Annotated in this window: 18 protein-coding genes and 1 tRNA gene; 8 read left to right on the top strand and 11 right to left on the bottom strand. The window is 61.5% G+C overall.

The features are described 5' to 3' along the window. Positions 1–291 precede the first annotated feature (291 nt). The 5 genes from FXF75_RS02465 to FXF75_RS02445 all read right to left on the bottom strand — a co-directional run bounded on the left by FXF75_RS02465 (position 292) and on the right by FXF75_RS02445 (position 2540). Positions 292–364 (bottom strand) — tRNA-Pro (locus tag FXF75_RS02465). A gap of 61 nt (positions 365–425) precedes the next feature. After that, on the bottom strand, positions 426–731 hold the full coding sequence (locus tag FXF75_RS02460; RefSeq protein ID WP_163519963.1) for a hypothetical protein: 306 nt from the start codon (positions 729–731) through the stop codon (positions 426–428). A 52-nt stretch (positions 732–783) separates the two neighbouring features. Next, positions 784–1248, bottom strand: coding sequence for a TIGR00725 family protein (locus tag FXF75_RS02455; protein WP_163519962.1), 465 nt, complete (start codon positions 1246–1248; stop codon positions 784–786). Positions 1249–1651: 403 nt separating this feature from the next. Continuing rightward, positions 1652–2248: a tRNA (pseudouridine(54)-N(1))-methyltransferase TrmY gene (gene trmY, locus FXF75_RS02450; RefSeq protein WP_163519961.1), complete on the bottom strand. Its 597-nt coding sequence runs from the start codon at positions 2246–2248 to the stop codon at positions 1652–1654. Between the two features lie 139 nt (positions 2249–2387). Then, a complete protein-coding gene (locus FXF75_RS02445) occupies positions 2388–2540 on the bottom strand; it encodes a hypothetical protein (RefSeq protein WP_163519960.1) in 153 nt (50 codons plus the stop codon). Positions 2541–2677: 137 nt separating this feature from the next. Between FXF75_RS02445 and FXF75_RS02440 the strand changes: the two genes are divergently transcribed. Continuing rightward, positions 2678–3841 (top strand): tubulin/FtsZ family protein, encoded by a 1164-nt coding sequence (locus FXF75_RS02440; protein WP_163519959.1) that lies wholly within the window; start codon positions 2678–2680, stop codon positions 3839–3841. A gap of 34 nt (positions 3842–3875) precedes the next feature. Here FXF75_RS02440 and FXF75_RS21940 read toward each other — a convergent pair whose 3' ends face one another. Together FXF75_RS21940 and FXF75_RS02435 are read right to left on the bottom strand one after the other, a co-directional pair. Further along, on the bottom strand, positions 3876–4040 hold the full coding sequence (locus tag FXF75_RS21940) for an HVO_A0556 family zinc finger protein (RefSeq protein WP_205427132.1): 165 nt from the start codon (positions 4038–4040) through the stop codon (positions 3876–3878). 101 nt (positions 4041–4141) lie between these two features. Continuing rightward, positions 4142–4564 carry a VOC family protein gene (locus tag FXF75_RS02435; RefSeq protein WP_163519958.1) on the bottom strand — a complete coding sequence of 141 codons (423 nt, stop codon included), beginning with the start codon at positions 4562–4564 and terminating at the stop codon, positions 4142–4144. A 292-nt stretch (positions 4565–4856) separates the two neighbouring features. Between FXF75_RS02435 and FXF75_RS02425 the strand changes: the two genes are divergently transcribed. Then, entirely contained in the window at positions 4857–5966 is a 1110-nt protein-coding gene (locus tag FXF75_RS02425; protein ID WP_205427129.1) for a LeuA family protein, read from the top strand. Positions 5967–6005: 39 nt separating this feature from the next. Here FXF75_RS02425 and FXF75_RS02420 read toward each other — a convergent pair whose 3' ends face one another. Then, positions 6006–7214, bottom strand: a complete 1209-nt coding sequence (locus FXF75_RS02420; RefSeq protein WP_163519956.1) for a CaiB/BaiF CoA-transferase family protein — start codon at positions 7212–7214, stop codon at positions 6006–6008. 167 nt (positions 7215–7381) lie between these two features. On the opposite strand from FXF75_RS02420, the gene FXF75_RS02415 reads away from it, so the two are divergent. Further along, positions 7382–7672, top strand: a complete 291-nt coding sequence (locus FXF75_RS02415; RefSeq protein WP_163519955.1) for a hypothetical protein — start codon at positions 7382–7384, stop codon at positions 7670–7672. Between the two features lie 85 nt (positions 7673–7757). Beyond that, positions 7758–10118: an STT3 domain-containing protein gene (locus tag FXF75_RS02410; protein ID WP_163519954.1), complete on the top strand. Its 2361-nt coding sequence runs from the start codon at positions 7758–7760 to the stop codon at positions 10116–10118. A 62-nt stretch (positions 10119–10180) separates the two neighbouring features. On the opposite strand, the gene aglM is transcribed toward FXF75_RS02410, so the two are convergent. Beyond that, entirely contained in the window at positions 10181–11473 is a 1293-nt protein-coding gene (gene aglM, locus FXF75_RS02405) for a UDP-glucose 6-dehydrogenase AglM (RefSeq protein ID WP_163519953.1), read from the bottom strand. A gap of 88 nt (positions 11474–11561) precedes the next feature. Here aglM and aglF point away from each other — a divergent pair, with 88 nt between their 5' ends. The 4 genes from aglF (at position 11562) to FXF75_RS02385 (ending at position 16002) form a co-directional block, all read left to right on the top strand. Continuing rightward, positions 11562–12311 (top strand): UTP--glucose-1-phosphate uridylyltransferase AglF, encoded by a 750-nt coding sequence (aglF, locus tag FXF75_RS02400; protein ID WP_163519952.1) that lies wholly within the window; start codon positions 11562–11564, stop codon positions 12309–12311. Between the two features lie 53 nt (positions 12312–12364). Next, positions 12365–13351, top strand: coding sequence for an SDR family NAD(P)-dependent oxidoreductase (locus FXF75_RS02395; RefSeq protein WP_163519951.1), 987 nt, complete (start codon positions 12365–12367; stop codon positions 13349–13351). Positions 13352–13419: 68 nt separating this feature from the next. After that, a complete protein-coding gene (locus FXF75_RS02390; protein WP_163521067.1) occupies positions 13420–14850 on the top strand; it encodes a sugar transferase in 1431 nt (476 codons plus the stop codon). Positions 14851–14889: 39 nt separating this feature from the next. After that, positions 14890–16002, top strand: a complete 1113-nt coding sequence (locus FXF75_RS02385) for a glycosyltransferase family 4 protein (protein WP_163519950.1) — start codon at positions 14890–14892, stop codon at positions 16000–16002. On the opposite strand, the gene asnB is transcribed toward FXF75_RS02385, so the two are convergent. Both asnB and FXF75_RS02375 read right to left on the bottom strand, forming a co-directional pair. After that, positions 15999–17888: an asparagine synthase (glutamine-hydrolyzing) gene (asnB, locus tag FXF75_RS02380; RefSeq protein WP_163519949.1), complete on the bottom strand. Its 1890-nt coding sequence runs from the start codon at positions 17886–17888 to the stop codon at positions 15999–16001. The two genes, FXF75_RS02385 and asnB, sit on opposite strands and share 4 nt — an antisense overlap. After that, on the bottom strand, positions 17889–18794 hold the full coding sequence (locus FXF75_RS02375; protein ID WP_163519948.1) for a glycosyltransferase family 2 protein: 906 nt from the start codon (positions 18792–18794) through the stop codon (positions 17889–17891). Positions 18795–18960: the final 166 nt, after the last annotated feature.

Here is an 18960-nt window from a genome sequence, read left to right as displayed (position 1 = left end):
GCATTAATTAGTTAGTTGGATATAACGTTAAAATTTTCTATAGAATCTAGATAAACAATTGACACCAATGGGCGTGGATTCGCTCCTGTCTGCGCAAAACTGGCTCGAGATAGCGCGAAGCCCAGACGAGAAGATTCGGTACAGCCGTAGACGCGAACTCGCTCTCTCGAGAGGACCCCACCGAGGCGCTCGGCGCGACGAACTGACGCGGAGTCAGCGGACGCTCTACATCTCCGTACAGACGTGGCGTTTTGAACACCTCGCTGCGTCGAAGTGAAATGCGGGAAGAAGTGGGCCGGCGCGAATTCGAATCGCGGTTACGGCCACCCGAAGGCCGAAGGATACCAAGCTACCCCACCGGCCCGCACGTGGACCAAGGCGCGTCCGAAGTTTAATCCTTCCGGATTCACCCGACCGACCGCGGGTTACGTGGCTCGGTAGAACTCGACTTTCTCACCGCCGTCGAACACCGCGCGCTTCTCGAGTTCGCCCGCGTGGACGAGGTACTCGAAGGCCCACCGGTACTTCTCCTCGGCCGACTGCTCGCCGAGGAGCGCGCCCACGTCCTCCCACGTCGAGGACGAGTCGGACTGGACGTTCGCCTCGGCCTGCGAGAATATCTCCTCGATGGAGTACGCGGTCGGCTTCTCGCTTTCGAGGAAGCCGTAGACGAGCGCGATGACGTTGTCGTCCGGTTCGGCCTGCTCCCACTGGGCCTCGGAAAGTGGCATCACGAGACGTAGTGGACGAGCGTCCTTGAGCGTTGTCGCGGGGTCGGTGACGCTACGCCTCTCGGTCGGTCCCACCGTCGTCCTCGGACTCGACGAACGCCACCGCCTCGGCGGGCGAGGAGACGGCTTCGACGCCCGGCGCGTCGTGGGTCCCGAGTCCGGCGGTCGGCCGGTCGAACACGCCCGCGAACCCGAGTTCCGAGAGCGTGCCGACGCCCCCGTCGATTGCGATTACCGCGTCGCCGTTCATCACCACGAGCGCGTTGCGGGCGTGGCCCAGCCCGGTGGCGATGGCGGTGTCCACGTGGGGGTTCGCGGCGGCCCGGTCCTCGCCGGGGAGGATGCCGATGGTCCGCCCCTCGGCCTCGCTCGCGCCGCGACACGCCGCCTCCATGACGCCGCCGAGACCGCCGCAGACGACGGTGTGTCCGCGCTCGGCGAGACGCCGACCGACCTCCTCGGCGGTCTCGGCTTCCGCGTCGGTGACCGTGCCGCCGCCGATGACGCTGACTCGCATGGTCGGAGAGTAGGTCGGGCGGACCGTGAGGGTGTCGTTCGAGACGTGAGAGTGGGTGGGGAGGACGAGGGTGCGGGGCGGAGGCGGTAGACTCCGAGGCTCAAGCCGAAAGTTAGCTTCGGGCTACTCTCGGTCGAGGAGTGCGCTGTATCATCAGTCGAGAATGCGCTCTATCTGGAGGTTTGGCCCAGAAGGAGCTAGCTATTGCCGACTCCGAGGAGTGACCGCCACCGCGGGCCACGTCCTCCCCAACCGATTGCGGTCCTCGGCCACGGGCCTGCGGTCCTCATCCCTCGCGCACTGGCGCGGCGAACGAGCCGCCGCGCCAGCGCGCCGGGTGGTTTTCTACACGGAGTGAATCCAGAGCCGAGTCTCCACCCGCGCGTGTTCTGCTGAGTCACCCTCAGTACGACGCGAACCCGTCGGTGTCGAGATAGTTGTGGGCCACGGTAATCGCGTGGTCGGCGTGGAGCAGTTCCGGGCCGAGGCGCACGCGCCGGTCGGCGGCGTCGGCGAGCAGCGACGCCGCCTCGTCGCGGAAGTCGTTGTGGTCCGAGAGGACGAAGACGGGGTCCTCGGGCGGTTCCACGTCCACCACGGGGTCGCCGTCCTCGTGGAGTTGGACGACGGTTCCCTCGCTCGCGGCCTCCTCCAGCACCGACTCGAACCCGCGCTTCGAGACGGAGACGCCCGGTGAACTCTCGGCCGCGATGTGGCCGATAGCCTCGTCTTTCTCCTCTAACGCGCCCCGAATCAGGGCCGCCGTACTCCGCTCGTCGGGGTTGAGTCGCCGGAGTTCGCTCCCCTCGAAGTGAACCGTCACCTCGTCCTGCAACACGAGGTGAACCCGCACGTCCTCACGAATCGCGTGGGAGAGGAAGAACGCGGAGTTGACGCACCGACACAGCACGTCGAGGCGGCCAGCGCCGCCGGCGAGGTCGTCGAGCGAGAAGTCGGGCGTCGTCGGGGCGTCGTGACCGAGGACGATGAACTGGCGCATGCGCGTCGGTTGGCGGCCGGGGATAATACGCCCGTCGAAGCTATCGGTCGGCGGAGCGTCGGCCGAGTCTGCACAGGTCGCCGGGATTCAGTCCGCGGGCGGCGACGGAACGACCGAGAACAGGCGTTTCAGGCGGTGCTTACGAACGCGGGGAGTCGGAGGAACTCCGACGCGGGACGACGATTCCGGCATCTGTGACGGGCGGCCGGTCGTCGGTCTCGCAGGGCGGTCCGAGGAGCGAACTGACGACCGAGCGACCGCGACCGAACTCCGTTCCGCGGTCGTATGGCACCGCCTGAACTCCCGTGTGACGCCGTATAACTATGGGTAGAACCGGTGTGGTGTGGTGATACAGCCGATAAGCCCGGCACAACTCGCGGTCAGTCGCCGGGTAACTCGCGGAAATCGGCGTTAGGGAGGCACCAAACTATGAAGCTCGCAATGATTGGATTCGGGCAGGCTGGCGGTAAAATCGTGGACAAGTTCGTGGAGTACGACCGGGAGACGGGAAGCGACGTCGTCCGGTCGGCCATCGCAGTCAACACCGCGAAGGCGGACCTCGCGGGACTCGACCACGTCCCCGAGCGTAATCGCGTCCTCATCGGGCAGGCCCGCGTGAAGGGCCACGGCGTGGGCGCGGACAACGAACTCGGCGCGGACATCGCCGAAGAGGACATGGACGAGATTCAGGGGGCTATCGACCAAGTTCCGGTCCACGAAATCGACGCGTTCCTCGTGGTCGCGGGCATGGGCGGCGGGACGGGGTCGGGCGGCGCGCCGGTCCTCGCCAGCCACCTCAAGCGCATCTACACCGAACCCGTCTACGGACTGGGCGTCCTGCCCGCCGAGGACGAGGGCGGCATCTACACCCTGAACGCCGCGCGGTCGTTCAAGACCTTCGTGGACGAGGTGGACAACCTCCTCGTCTTCGACAACGACGCGTGGCGCGAGACCGGCGAGTCGGTCCGGGGCGGCTACGACCGCATCAACGAGGAGATAGTCCGGCGGTTCGGCATGCTCTTCTCGGCCGGGGAGGTGCAGGCGGGCCAAGACGTCGGCGAGAGCGTCGTGGACTCCAGCGAGATAATCAACACGCTCTCCTGTGGCGGCGTCTCGACCATCGGCTACGCCACCGAACAGGTCGAGACAGCGAGCGGCGGTCTGCTCGGCCGGTTCACCGACGAGCAACTCGACGCGACCGAGACAACTAATCGCATCACCAGCCTCGTCCGGAAGGCCGCCCTCGGGCGGCTTACCCTCCCGTGCGAGGTCCGAAGCACCGACCGGTCGCTGGTCGTCGTCGGGGGACCGCAGGACTACCTCAACCGGAAGGGGATAGAGCGCGGCCGGAAGTGGCTGGAGAACGAGACCGCGAGCATGGAGGTCCGGGGCGGCGACTACCCGATGCAGGGGACCGACCACGTCGCGGCGGTGACGCTGCTGTCGGGCGTCACCGACGTCCCGCGAATCAAGGACCTACAGGGCGTCGCGGTCGAGACGCAGGACAACCTCGAAGACATACGGGAAGAGAGCGAGGAGAATCTGGAGAGTCTGGTCAGGGACGACGGCGACGAACTGGAAGCGCTGTTCTGAAGGTAGCGGATGCCGAGAGAACGCGACGACGAACTCACCAGACGCGGGCCGCGGGCGTCCCGCAGTCTTCGCAGACGACCGCATCGTCACCCTTGAACTGCTCGCGTGCGAGCGTTCCGGACGCGCACCAGCGACAGTCGTCACCCGCGAGCGTAACGAGCAGCGGTTCGGCCGCGTCCTCTGAAGCTACGTGTTGCATCGTTCGGAACAGAACGACACCGGATAATGAAGGTGTCGGAACTGTACTGTCAACTGACACGCGATGCAAAACGCCGAAGCGAATCGCCCGTCGTGACGCAATTACGACTCGACGAGTTCGACGAGGTTGTCCTCCGGGTCGCGGAGGAACAGGATTCGCGTCCCGCTCTCGGTCGTCCGGGGTTCGCTGAGGGTCTCGACGTCCGTCGGCAGTTGCTCGTAGAAGCGGTCCAGATTCTCGACGGAGAGACCGAGATGCTTCGCGCCCGGTCGGTTGACGCGCTCGGCGTCACGGTCCGTGTCCTCCTCCGGTTCGTACTCGACGAGTTCGACCCGGGCCGACTCTGCGTCGAGATGTGCGAAGTTACCGGTCGCGCTCTCGACGCCGACGGCCTCCGAGAACGCCTCGCCCGAGACGGTGAATCGGTCGAGCACGTCGAGACCGAGTACCTCGCGGTAGAACTCGACCGCCCGGTCGAGGTCGGTCACCGTCACGCCGAAGTGGTGTGCAGACACGTCTGACATACGTACTGAATAGTGAGAGGTCCGGAAAGTGCTGTTCCTTTCGCTCGTCCGGACGTTCGGACGACGGTCACGCACTCCCGGCGAATCGTTTCGGAGACCGCCGACGTCCCGTCGCCTGCTCGTAAGCGTACACGAGTTCGAGGAGACGCGGTCCGGCGAACTCCCGACCTAGCGGTTCGACGCCGACCGAGAGGAATCGCTGTGTCGGTGCGTCGGAACCGAACCGCCCTGACCGGAGGTACCCGTTGCCGCTTGGAAAAGTCCTAACCGGGATGTTGGTGATTGATACCGTATGACTATCTCGTTCAAGGACCTCACGCTCCGGGAGGGGTCGCAGGTGCCGGGCCTCGAAATCACCGACGACGTCGGCAAGCGCGTCCTCGACGGACTGGCGCGCGTGAACGTCGGCCGGGTGGAAGTGTCGTTTCCCCGGGCCGCGCCGCGCGAGGAACTGTACCGCCACGCGGAGTCGCTCGGCCTGCGGACGGCCGCGCTCGCTCGGGCCGTTCCGGCCGACGTAGATGCCGCCCTCGACGTCGAACCAGACGAAATCGAAGTCATCGTCAACAGTTCTGACGTCCAACTCGAACACGCGCTGGGGAAGACCCGCGAGGAGTCGCTGGACCTCCTGCGGGAGAACGTCGAGCGAGCGGTCGAGGGCGGCGTCGCGGCCGGTGCGACGCTGATGGACGCCGTACGGGCGGACAACGACCACCTCCGAGCGGGGGCGCGAGTGGTCCGCGACGCGGGCGGCCGCCACGTCACGCTCGCGGACACGACGGGTGCGGGCGACCCGGAAGCGGTCCGGGAGACGGTCGCCGCGGTCGCCGACGAGGTCGGCGGCGACCTCGCGGTGACGATTCACACCCACGACGACATGGGCGTGGCGACGGCCAACGCCGTGGCCGGGGTGGACGCCGGTGCCGACAGCGTGGACGCCACGGTCGGCGGCGTCGGCGAACGCGCCGGAAACGCCCCGCTGGAGGAGGTCGCGGTCCTCGGAAGCGAGCGCGGCGACGACGTCGCACTGGAGTTGCCCGAACTCGTCCCCGCCTGCCGGGAGATTCTCGACGCGCTCGACGTGGACTACGAGGGCAAACCCGTGCTGGGCCGGGAGGGGTACCGCCACGAGAGCGGCCTCCACACCGCGGCGATGCTCCGCGAACCGAGCACCTACGAACCGTTCGACCCCGAGCGGTACGGTGCCGAGCGCGAGTTGCTGTTCGGCCGCGGAACCGGCAGCGGCGGGGTTCGTGCTCTGCTCGACGCGACCGGACTGGAGGCGACGGACGAACAGGTCGCCGTCGGGCAGGAAGCGCTGCGAGATGCCGCCGCGGAGCGGGGAGAGCCGCTGTCCCGCGAGGCCGCAGCGGAGGTCGTCGCGGAAGCCGTCGAATCCTGACTCCGTAGTCGACTGTTTCCGCGCTTCGTCCGCGAATCCCTACTCGCTCCCGAACGCCCCCCGGTTCCGAAGCGCAGCGATGGCGTCGTCGTCGAGTCCGGCAGTGCGCAGGATTTCCTCGGTGTGTTCCCCGAGTTCCGGCGGGTCGAGTCGCTGAGCCGGCGCGATTCCGTCGCCGTGAACGGGCGTCATCACCGTCTGTAGCGACTCGCCGTCCTCCGCGGAGTCGAACTCCGCCAGCAGGTCGACGGCGTCGAGGTGGTCGTCGTCCACGAGGTCGGACGGGTCGTTCACCGGCGCTGCGGGGACGTCCTCGGCCAACAGCGCCGCCAGCACGCTCTCGCGGTCGCGGTCGCGCAGTTCCTCGGCGACGGTCTCGGTCAGTTCCGCCTTGTGGTCGAGTCGCGACTGGGACGTCTCGAACCGTTCGTCGGCGAGCAGGTCCTCCCGGTCGATGGCGCGACAGAGCGCCGGCCAGTGGCGCTCGGTCGTCACGCCGAGGAACAACCAGTCGTCCTCGCCGCCGACGCGGAACACGTCGTACAGCGCCCACGTGGGATGGGACGCCCCGAGCGACGGGTGGTCGCGGCCGTACCGGTCGGCGTAGGTTATCCAGTAGCCCATCCAAGAGGCCGCCGCCTCGAACAGCGGACCGTCCACTCTCCGGCCCTCGCCGGTGCGTTCCCGTTCTCGGAGCGCGACGAGCACCCCCATCACTCCGTACATCGCCGCGCCCATGTCCGCGATGGAGGTGCCGACGCGGACCGGTTTGCGACCGAGTTCGCCGGTCATGCTCATCAGCCCGGACATGGCTTCGGCGACGACGTCCATCCCGGCCCGGTCGCCGTACGGTCCGTCGAGGAACCCCTTGATGGAGAGGTAGACGAGTTCCGGGTTCCGCTCGCTCAGTTCGTCGTAGCCGATACCCAGTCGGTCCGCGACGCCGGGACCGAGGTTCTCGACGACCACGTCCGCCCGGTCGGCGAGGTCGAGGAAGGCCTCGCGTCCCGCGTCGCTCTTGAGGTCGAGTTCGATGGAGCGTTTGTTGCGGTTCAGCGCGTCGAACATCGGCGGTCCGGCCTCGCCCGCGCTACGGAGGACGTCACCGCTACCGGGGCGTTCGACCTTCACCACCTCGGCACCGAGGTCCGCGAGCATGACGCTCGCGAACGGTCCGGCGACGATGTTCCCCAACTCCAGTACCCGAACGTCCGAGAGCGGTTGACTGTCGTTCGTGTCGGTCCCCATTGAGTGCGGGTTGTTAACCCGCCAGCATAAGTGTTCGTCCGGCCACTGCAACCAACGCCGCGCGACTGTGAGTTCGAGACGGGTCGCTCTGCCAGTCGGCGGGGACTCGGGACGAGTGGGTCGCAGTCGGAGGAAAGCGTTTGTCGGTGGACGCCGTGGGTCGCGGTATGGACGCGGACCCCGACGCCATCCGCGAACGCCTACAGGTCGTGCACCTCGACGAACCCGTCTCGGTCAGCGAGGAAGCGGTACTGTACGCGGAGGACCCGCAGACGGGGTGTATCGGGTTGGGCGAGGTGGAGGCCGAGGCGGTCGGGAACGCGGTCTCGGTCGTCGTGCGATACGAACGCGACGAGCGTAGCGGCCCGCCGTACGTCAAAGCGCCCGGCCGGGTCGTCCGGAAATCGTGGGGGCGAGACCGGACGGGCGTACTCGGCAGAGTCCGGGACCTCCTGTGAGTGACGACGTCCGCCCGGCCGCGCTCTCGACGCGGTTCAAATTCGTGTCGCAGGCTTTATAGCCCGTTCACGACATTCGCCGACCATGACTGACGTGCGTGAGGCGGCCGACGACCTCCTCGCGGAGAAACCCGACTTGGAACCCGACCTCCGCGACCTCCTCGCGGTGGACGAACGCGCCGACGGGTGGACCTTCGACGACGTACCCCTCGACTCCGGGACGTTCGGCGAGTTGGTCTCACGCGACATCGTCGCCAAGGACGGCGACGAATACGAAATCGCGGACCCGCCCGCGGTTCGGGCGAGCCTCGACGGTGAGACGACCAACGCCGAATCCGACGTCGGTGACGGTCCCACGCTCCCGTCGGTGTCGCTCCCGTCGGTGTCGCGAGTAGAGGCGGGCGCGTTCGGGGCCGCGCTGGCGTTCGTCGTCCTGCTGCGAACGTACGTCTTTCCCAGCGTCTTCCGCGGCGACTACGTCGTCCTCCCCTCGAACGACCCGTACTACTACCGCTACTGGGTCGAGCAGCTCTCCGCCGAGGCGACCGGCGTCTTCGACTTCAGCGTCCTCTCGGGGCTTCCCGGTGCCGTCGGCAAAGGCGAACCCCTGATGGTCGGGGCGCTCTGGTGGCTGACCAACTTGTTCGGCGGGGCCGACGCTGCGGGATGGGTGCTTGCGTGGTATCCCGTCGTCTCGTCGGTCGTCGTCGCGACGCTCGCCTACGCGATGGCGGTCCGCGTGACCGACGACCGCCGGGTCGGTCTTGCCGCGGTGGTCCTGCTGGCGACGATTCCCGCGTTCGCCTACCGGACCGGTCTGGGCTTCGCCGACCACCACGCGTTCGACTACCCGTGGCTGGTGCTGACCGCGCTCTCACTGGTCTGGCTGGCCGACGTGGACCGCGAGGACCTCTCGGACACGCGGACGTGGCTCGTGGCGGGGGTCCTCGGCGTCGCGGTGGCCGGACAGGTGCTGGCGTGGGAGGCCGGACCGCTCCTCGTCGGGGCGCTCGGCGTCTACGTCGCAAGTCGCGCCGCTGTGGACGTGCGGGCCGACCAGTCACCGCTGGTAGCGAGTGCACCGATACTCGGCGGACTCGCGCTCGCGTCGCTGCTCTCACATCTCGCCCACACCGGATTCGGATGGCACACCGACATCGTCGCCTACTCCCCGGTACTGTTGCTGGTCGGCGTGTTAGCCGTGTCGCTGCTCGGCGAGGGGGTTCGCCGAGCCGACATGCCCGCGTTCGTCTTCGGTACCGGTGTCGTCGCTGGGGGACTGGCGGGTCTCGTCATTCTTCAGACCGTCCTGCCGGCGTACGGGTCGAAACTAATCGAGCAAGTCGATTACCTGTTGTTCAAGTCCGGCCCGGCCGAGACCCAGTCGATATTCGCCGGTGGCCCGTCGGGATTCCTCGTCGGTCCGATACTCGAACTCGGCTTCGCGTGGTTACTCGCGGTTCCGATGTTAGTGCTGGCGAGTCTGCGGGCCTATCGACAACGGCACCGTCCGTGGCTCGTGGTCTGCACGTATGGGTGGTACTTCCTCGCGTTGGCGACGCTCCAGCGTCGGTTCGTCGGCGAACTCGCGCCGTTCGCCGCGGTGCTCGCCGGATACGCGTTCGTCGCGTTCGTCGCGAAACTTGACCTGACGACGCCGCCCACGTTCGGTGGGAAGGCGAACAAGAGGGGGCAGACAGAACCGACCTCGTCTCTCGAACTCCCGGATAGGAGTACGATTACGGCGGTCGCCGTCCTCCTGTTGTTCGTTACCAGTGCGGGCGCGGCCCAGACCGCGGTCCGACACGAACAGGTGAAAATCGCCGACGACAAGTTCCGGTCGTCGGTGTCCATGAACGAGTACGCCGAGCAGCGCGGGCAAGAATACCCCGAGAACTACGTGTTGACTAAGTGGGGCCGTAACCGGGTGTACAACTACTTCGTGAACGGGCAGTCGAGGTCCTACGGGTTCGCACTGCAGCATTACGAGAGTTTCCTCGCGGCCAAGAACCCCGTGGCCCAGTACGAGAAACTCCGGGAGAGAGTCGGGTTCGTCGTCACGACGGACCTCGACCTAAACAGGATTCCGAAGGACTCCAACTACGCACGACTGCACCAGCGACACGGGAGCGCGGGGGGTGGAGCGAGCGGCGCAGGACACTACCGGATGATGCACGTTAGCGGAGACGGGTCGGTGAAAGCGTTCGCGCTGGTACCGGGCGCGAACCTCACCGGGACGGCGTCGGCTAACGGGACGGTGTCGGTCTCGAACACCGTCGAGGTGGACGGGACGAAGTTCGTCTATCGCCGGAACGCAGAGGTCGGCCCGGACGGAACCTTCTCGGTGACGGTCTCGTATCCCGGCACGTATCGTATCGGGAATCAGACGGTAACGGTCTCCGAAAGCGCAGTCGAGAACGGCGGTAACGTCAGCGTCGGCGCGTAGCTACGCTGTCTTTTCCGCATCCCCTCGCATCTTCCTACATCTCTGTACCGTGTTCGCGTACGTCACCACGTGAGTCCTTCGTAGGTGATTCCGTCGCGGCGCTCCACGACGCGGCGGCCGTCCACGACGACCGGATTCGCCATCGCATCGAACGCCGAGTCGAGGGCGGCGAACTCGTCCCAGTCGGTCACGACGACCGCGCCGTGCGCGCCGTCGAGGGCGGCTTCCGCGGAGGGAGCGTACTCGATGTCGGAGAAACGCTCGCGCATGTTCTCGGTCGCCACGGGGTCGTAGGCCGCGACTTCGGCCCCGCGCTCGCGGAGACCTTCGATTACGGGTATCGCGCGGGAGTTGCGCACGTCGTCGGTGCCGGGTTTGAACGCGAGTCCGAGGACCGCGACGCGCTTCCCGGCCGGGTCGAGGTGAACGTCGAGCAGGTCGAGCAGTCTGTCGGGTTGTTTCTCGTTGACTTCGACGGCGGCCTCCAACAGAGTGGGTTCGTAGTCGACCTCGCGTGCGGCGGCGACGAGCGCCGACACGTCCTTCGGGAAGCAACTTCCGCCCCACCCGACCCCCGACCGGAGGAATCGTTTCCCGATTCGGTCGTCGAGTCCGATGGCTTCGGCCACTTCGTAGGCGTCCACGTCGTACTCCTTGCAGATGTTCCCGAGTTCGTTGACGAGGCTGACCTTCGACGCGAGGAAGGCGTTGTTGGCGTACTTCATCATCTCGGCCTCCCGGATTCCGGTCTCGACCAGTTCGGCGTCCGACTGGTCGAGCAGGGGCGCGAAGACCTCGCGGAGGCGGTCACGTGCGAACTCGGTACGGGTCCCGAACACGACCTTGTCGGGGTCCCGGAAGTCCGCGACGGCGCTCCCCTCGCGGAGGAACTCGGGGTTCATCGCCACGTGGAGGTCGTCGCCGAGCGTCTTGCCAGCGGCGTCGGCGAGTATCGGTGCGACGGTCTCCTCGGTCGTCCCCGGAACGACCGTGGACTTGACGACGACCAGATGCGGTTCGTCCTTCGGCGCGAGCGCGTCGCCCAGCGACCGGACGCCCGCTTCGAGAATTTCGAGGTCGATGCGGCCGTCGTCGCCCGTCGGTGTCGGTAACGCGAGGAACGTGACGTCGGTCTCTCGAACTGTGGCGTACTCGGTCGTGGCCCGCAGGCGGTCGCCGCCGTGTTCGGCGACGAGGTCGTCGAGACCGGGTTCGTGGACCGGGGCGTCGGCCGCGTTGATGGCCGCGACGACTTCCTCGTCGATATCGACGTTCGTCACCTCGTGGCCGTAGTCGGCGAGACACGCCGCGACGGTCGTCCCGACGTAGCCGCTTCCGACGATACTGAGGTTCATTACCCGCCTCGTATCCGTCCGCTCTCTTGAGTGTTTGGATGGCGACGAGTCTAAAGGTATTTAACACTCCGTCGGAGTTTCCTCGTACATGAAAGCCGTCGTGCTAGCCGCGGGGGAAGGAACTCGGTTGCGCCCCTTGACCGAGGACAAGCCCAAGGGAATGGTCGAAGTTGACGGAAAGCCGATTTTGACACACTGTTTCAATCAATTGGTAGATTTAGGGGCCGACGAGTTCGTTGTCGTGGTCGGCTACCGCAAGCAGGACATAATCAGTTACTACGGTGATGAGTTTGACGGTATTCCTCTCACATACGCTCACCAGCGGGAGCAGAAGGGCCTCGCACACGCCCTCCTCACGGTGGAGGAGTACATAGACGATGACTTTATGTTGATTCTAGGTGATAATATCTTCGACGCAAACCTCGGTGACGTAATCAACCGTCAGCAGGAGGACCGTGCAGATGCGGCCTTCCTGACCGAGGAGGTGCCCCTCGAGGAGGCAGACCGCTACGGTGTTTGTGATACCAATGACTACGGCGAAATCACCGACGTGGTCGAGAAACCCGAGAATCCTCCATCGAACCTCGTAATGACCGGGTTCTACACCTTTAGCCCCGCTATCTTTCACGCTTGTCATCTGGTCCAACCGTCAAAACGTGGTGAGTACGAGATTAGTGAGGCTATCGACCTCCTCATCCAGAGCGGTCGTACCATTGACGCAATTCGGATGGATGGATGGCGTGTGGACGTGGGATATCCTGAGGATCGGGATAAAGCTGAACGACTCCTTCAAGACGACGAATCTGAACCCAAAATTTCCGAAGCGTCCGCCAACTAAGGTTCAGTACGGTCCCGATGCCTTTTTGCTAATTGCGTGTCCGGCCAGTAGTAATGCGAATACTCGTTACCGGTGCCGCAGGGTTCATCGGGAGCCATCTCGCCGAGGAATTCGTCCGAGACGGCCACGACGTAGTAGCGCTCGACAACTTCGAACCGTTCTACGACCGGGGCATCAAAGAACACAACGTCAAGGTCGGTCGAGATACAGCTGCCGAGAGTGACGGAAGCTATGAACTGACTCAGGGCGATATCCGCGATGAGGACATCGTTAACGAGTACGTCGGCGATGCAGACGTAATCTTCCATCAAGCTGCACAGGCGGGCGTCCGTGCGAGTGTCGAAGAGCCACAGAAAGTCAACGATGTCAACGTCTCGGGTACCCTCAACATGCTAGAGGCAGCCCGTAACTCCGATACTAAGCGTGTGGTCGTGGCGAGTTCATCATCCGTGTACGGTAAGCCAGAGTATCTCCCCTACGACGAAGACCATCCCACAACGCCGGTAAGTCCGTACGGTGCTTCGAAGGTTGCGCAAGAGCAGTACGCGCGGATTTATAATGAGGTGTACAATCTCCCAACCGTCACGCTCCGGTATTTCACCGTTTATGGCCCGCGAATGCGACCGAATATGGCCATCAGCAATTTCGTTTCTCGATGTCTAAATGACGAACCACCGGTCATATACGGCGACGGGACCCAGACTCGTGATTTTACCTATATATATGACGTCGTCCAGGCGAACAAGACCCTGCTCGACAACGACAGTGCGGATGGCGAAATCTTGAACGTCGGGAGTACCGACAATATCGAAATCCGAACGCTGGCCAAGGAAATCCGCGATCAACTTGCTCCCGATCTCGAACTTGAATACGGTGAGCGTAACGCAGCCGACGCTAAACACACTCACGCGGATATTTCAAAAGCGAGGAAGTTACTCGGCTACGAGCCAAGGACGACTATCCGTGAAGGCGTCGAGCAGTTCACTGAGTGGTATTGTGACAACCGGGATTGGTACGAGCCACTAATCCGGAACTCATGAACAGTCAAATTTCACACCTAAGTAGCACTCCATAGCTTTTAAGCTGACTGACTGTGCTGCATAGCGTGATGGTCTCCGGTTATCGGTATCGAGTCGTGAGTGTCGTCGGTACACTTTTGGGAACGGCCGGGGTGGTAATCTTCGCAAACCACCCGGCTGTCCAGTGGCTAACAACCGTTATACCGGTGTTCCGGCGACTCCCTGCCGACGTGTTATCTGGGAACGATTTACTCATAGCCACAGTTACGACCACTCTTATTGTCACCATGAGTCTAATTCCTCTGTTCAAGCCCCGACCGCGACGGATTTTAGATACAATTCTGTTCACTCAAAAGCGAGTGGTCGTTGCCGGATTTGCGATGGCAACTGTCGGCTATTTCGACTACAGCTATCCACTTCCGCGTTCGACGCTCATGCTAACGGTGGTCGGATTGCTAGTAGTCTTTCCTGCGTGGTTTGTCGCTATCGGCTACCGGCCCAGTCGGAAGGTGAATGCGGTCATCGTCGGTGATGACCCCGAAGAGATTCGCGACGTACTTGACGCTACTAGCGTCCCGCTAGTGGGCTACGTCTCGCCGCCAAGTCCGTACTACTCCGAAGATGACCGCCAAGTTACGACGCCTGCTATCGCCGACGGGAGCGGTGACGTGATGACAGACAACCTCGAATGCCTTGGCGGTCTCTCGCAACTCGGCGAGGTACTGGTCGAGTACGACGTCGATACCGCAGTATTGGCGTTCGCTTACCCCGACCGCGCGGAGTTCTTCGGGGCGCTCGATACGTGCTACGAACATGGTGTGGATGCGAAGGTCCACCGTGACCATGCAGATGACGTGTTAACCACCACGCCGACCACTGGGCACGACGACGTAATCGATATTGACCTAGAACCGTGGGACTGGCAGGACTACGTGTTCAAGCGAGTATTCGATGTGGTGTTTGCGGCCATCGGCCTACTCGCGTTCGCACCCTTCATCGGAGTTATCGCGGTCGCTATCAAATTAGACAGTCCGGGTCCGGTGTTCTACAGTCAGGAACGGACCGCAGAGTTCGGTGAAACCTTTGAGGTGTACAAGTTCCGAAGCATGGTAACCGACGCCGAGGCTGCGACTGGAGCGACGATAAGCGACGAGGACGCCGGAGAGGTCGACCCACGAGTGACGCGGGTCGGGCGAATCCTCCGACAGACACACTTAGATGAGGTCCCACAGTTGTGGTCAATTCTGGTGGGCGATATGAGCGTCGTGGGTCCGCGACCGGAACGTCCAGAGTTGGAGGCCGACATCCGAACCGGTGTCGTTGAGTGGCGCAAGCGGTGGTTCATCAAGCCAGGGCTGACCGGACTGGCACAAATAAACGATGCGACGGGCAAGCAACCGGAGGAGAAACTGCACTACGACATCCAGTACGTCCGGAAACAGTCGTTTTGGTTCGACGTGAAGATTGTTGTAAGGCAAGTGTGGGCAGTCTTCGTGGATTTGAAATCATTCGTCAAGTAATCGGCGGCTTTACGTTCTCGCAGAAGAACGACGGGGTACATGAACATCCTCCGCGTTGCACAGAATGTTTATCCGGAGGTTCCCGGCGGTGGTACGTACCACGTCCACGCGATGAGCCGAGATCAGGCAGCAATGGGTCACGACGTGACCGTCTTGACAGTCACGGACGACAACTCAAAGCCCAGGCGAGATACTCGTGACGGATACACCGTCGTTCGTCGGTCTCCGACCATCAACGTGCTAGGTAACGAAATCGCTGCTGGCGTGGCAAAGTTTCTCGCAAGCGCTGACAACTACGATGTGGTTCACGCCCACTCCCACCTCTACTTCTCGACGAACCTTGCCGCACTGAAACGGCGGCTAGGTGACACACCGCTAGCAATCACAAATCACGGACTCTACTCGCAGACCGCACCGGAGTGGATTTTTGATGCCTACCTGAAAACGGTCGGGAAGTGGACCTTTGACAGCGCAGATGTTGTATTCTGCTATACCGACGAGGACAAGGAGCGCGTACGCGACTTCGGGGTACAGACCGACATCGAAGTCGTATCCAACGGTATTGATCAGTCTAGATTTACGCCGGACGGGCCGGAAAGCGAGTTGATAGATGCCGACGGTCCGGTCGTGTTGTTCGTCGGTCGGTTGGTAGAGGGAAAACGACCCGGAGACGCCATCGAGGCGTTCAAAAATGTCCACGAGGAGTACCCCAATGCGGAGTTGTATCTCTGTGGCGACGGTCCGCTTCGATCGAAACTGGAACAACAGGTGGACGAACGACGACTAGACGAGTCCATCACCTTTCTCGGCCACGTATCCTACGACGAGATGCCGAACGTGTATCGATCTACGGACGTACTGGTACTACCGAGTCGCGCAGAGGGACTGCCTCGAACGGTTCTGGAGGCGTTCGCGTCCGGAACGCCAGTTGTTGCCAGCGACCTGGAACAGGTTGCGCCAGTCGTCAAAAGAGCCGGTGCGACCGTTCCGGTGGGAGACGTTTTGGGGTTCGGACGTGAGTTGCGGAGTTTGGTGAGCGATAGAACGAAACAGGAGGAGTACGGCCGACAAGGGCGGCATGTAGTTGCTAAACGGTTTCGGTGGGAAGATACAGTCGCGGAGACGACGCGTGAAATCAAGCAACGGCTTTAGAGGACACCATCTGTCCGCATCCGTTTGAGCCACTTCAAGAAAACGTACACGCTCCAGAGGAACTTCCCGTGTTCGCGGTTGCCGGTGCAGTGTTCGGTGTACACCGAACGAACTTCGTCGGTATCGAGAAGTTCGGTATCAGTCGAACGGAGGGTTTCGCAGAACTCGGTAGCGAGTTCGTCTTTGAACCACTCGCCGATTGGCATGTCGAACCCCTGTTTGTCACGTTTGAGAATCGACCGTGGCAGTCGGTCCTCGAACGCTCGAATCAACACCCGCTTTTGAGTTCGCGGTGTAATTTTGTACGACGTCGGTAACGACATCGCGTACTCCACCACTGCGGTATCGAGGAACGGGACTCGGACTTCTAATGAATTGAACATGCTCGCCGTATCAACTTTTTGGAGCATTTGGTTCGGGAGACTGAAGCCAGTATCGACAGCTTGCATGCGACTCAACGCATCGCGACGACTTGGAGGAAGCCAGGATTCCAGTTCTGCGTGTTGGGCCGAAATCGCGTTTCGTCCCACGTCCGACGGCGAAATATCGTCGAACAGACGATCTGCAGAATTATCGTGTATGCGAAGCCATTCAAAATGGCGCGCTGCGGTATCGGACTGACCGCCGCGAAGGAACTTTTGCGCCTTACGCGAGAACTCACCCACCGTGTTCGTCCGCGAGGCCGGAAGTGATTCGACCGCTGGTTGAATAAGTCGTCGGCGTAGCGAACGCGGAATTGTCCGATAGTACTGGGAATAATACTCTCCGCGGTACTTCCCGTATCCGGCGAACAATTCATCGGCACCGTCACCTGAGAGAGCGACCTTTACGTTCTGCCGAGTTTTCTGGGCAACCACGAACGTGGGCAGCAGCGACTGGTCGGCAAACGGTTCGCCGAGACGTCCAACCACTTTTGGAATCAACTCGCGCACATCGTCCGGCGAAACTGTAAATTCGTGGTGATTGGTGTTGTGGAAGGAAGCAACTTCGCGCGCGGCCCACGACTCGTCAAACAGTTCTTCATCGAACCCGACCGTGAACGTCTTTACCGGTTCATCGGATATCTGTGCCATTGTCCCGACGACGATACTCGAATCGATACCGCCGCTCAAGAAGGCCCCAAGTGGGACGTCGCTCTGCAGTCGTCTCTCAACCGACCGCTCAACTCGCTCCCGGAGTTCGGTGGCCGCGGTGTCGAGACCCGGTTCGCGAGGGGTAATCGATGGTGAGTAGAACGATTCTCGCTGGACTCCGTCTTCGGAGACGATGGCGAGTTCCCCCGGTCGAAGTTTCGTGATGTTCTTAAACGCAGTCCGTTGGGAGGGGATGAACCCGAACGCGAAGTACTGAGCGATGGCCGTTCGGTCAAGTCCGCCGTGGTTTACCTCGGCTTTGAGTAGAGCGGGGAGTTCGGACGCGAACGCGACCGCATCATCATCTGAGGCGAGCAAAAGTGGCTTTATTCCCATTCGGTCGCGTGCGAGCACCAGTCTCTCCTTCTCGCTGTCCCATATAGCGAAGGCGAACATCCCCTCCAACCTCTCGACGAACGATGGCCCGTGTTCCTCGTAAAGATGAACGAGGACCTCGGTGTCCGTGTCAGTCGAAAACGTGTGACCGACACTTGATAGAGAGCTGCGTAGTGACGTATAGTTGTATATTTCACCGTTGAACACTACTGCTACTGACTCGTCCTCGTTAAAAATCGGCTGGTGACCGCTCGAAAGGTCGATGATGCTTAGCCGTCTGTGGGTAAGTCCAATAGGCCCGTCGCAGTAAATGCCGGAGTCATCTGGGCCACGGTGCTCCATACTTTCGTTCATTCGGGCCAAGTCGGTTTGTCTAGGATGTGATTTTGAATCAAGAACCCCTGCAATCCCACACATCTATTGTAAGTACTCTTCTTCCACGCTATTTCCAAATATAATCGAACAGACTCCCTTGAGAAAACCAAGTATAGGTGCTATGGTCCGGTTTTGCCACCCTACATAGATGGCGCTGATTAGTATTCCAATATTCACTATTAAGTAATGAGGTAGGAATTTAGGATTACGGTTGAGTGTTTGTGTGTAGAGATAATTATATGAATACGGCTTTCGATAAAAACCCCTCTCCAACTCTTGTTTAGAAAGATTATTCCGCTTTACCCGTTTATGGTCCTTCCGGGCAATCGCGGTCGCACCAATTTTGTGATTCTCTTTCATCCTATATGAAAAGTCAATATCTTCTGGCAGGAACGTCACCGGGTCCGATTCATCGAATTTGAATTCATCAAGGACGTAGCTTCGAACACTCATTCCGCAACCCCCCATAGCATCCGTTTCCGTAAAAACTCCTGTCTCTTCCTTATTAAGCTCCCTTTCTCTTAGCCCATAATTAAATGGGCCAAAATGGAAAAGCTGGGTATAAAGCCGTTGTGCAATGGTGGGCTGCTCATCGGTTACAAGCCAAACACCGTCTGGATTAATTCTTTCATAGACAATAATAAGGTTTTTAATCGCATCCGAATGAAGTTCGGCATCATCGTCGATAAACAGCACTATATCACCAGTTGATTTCTCAGCAGCTACGTTTTTCGATGCAGTTAATCCACCGTATTGACCATTAAAGTACTTAATGTTTGTCCCGGACGAAAAGCTAATATTAGAGATAAAATCCCCAACGCTACTGTTTAGATCCTCATCTATGATGATAAGCTCTGCAGGTTGCGTAGACTGCTTTCGAACGCTTTCTATCGCTTCACGCAATTCCGACGTTCTACCATAAGTAGGAATGATTACGGATACCTCCATTTTTATCCTGTCCGATGGTTGGACTCAATATTAACCTTTTGTTTCGAAGCCTGCTCTTCACAGAAGCTAAGCCTTGGGATTCTGGGGCTTTCTCCAGAGAGATGAACCCCAATAAATCTATTTATTGTCTATCTTCGTAGCCATCACTTGTACTCCCCACCACTTG

The organism is Halorussus sp. MSC15.2 (assembly GCF_010747475.1).
Lineage (GTDB): Archaea > Halobacteriota > Halobacteria > Halobacteriales > Haladaptataceae > Halorussus.
Note: the sequence above shows the minus strand (reverse complement) of the source record. Positions and strands in the feature narration are given on the sequence as shown.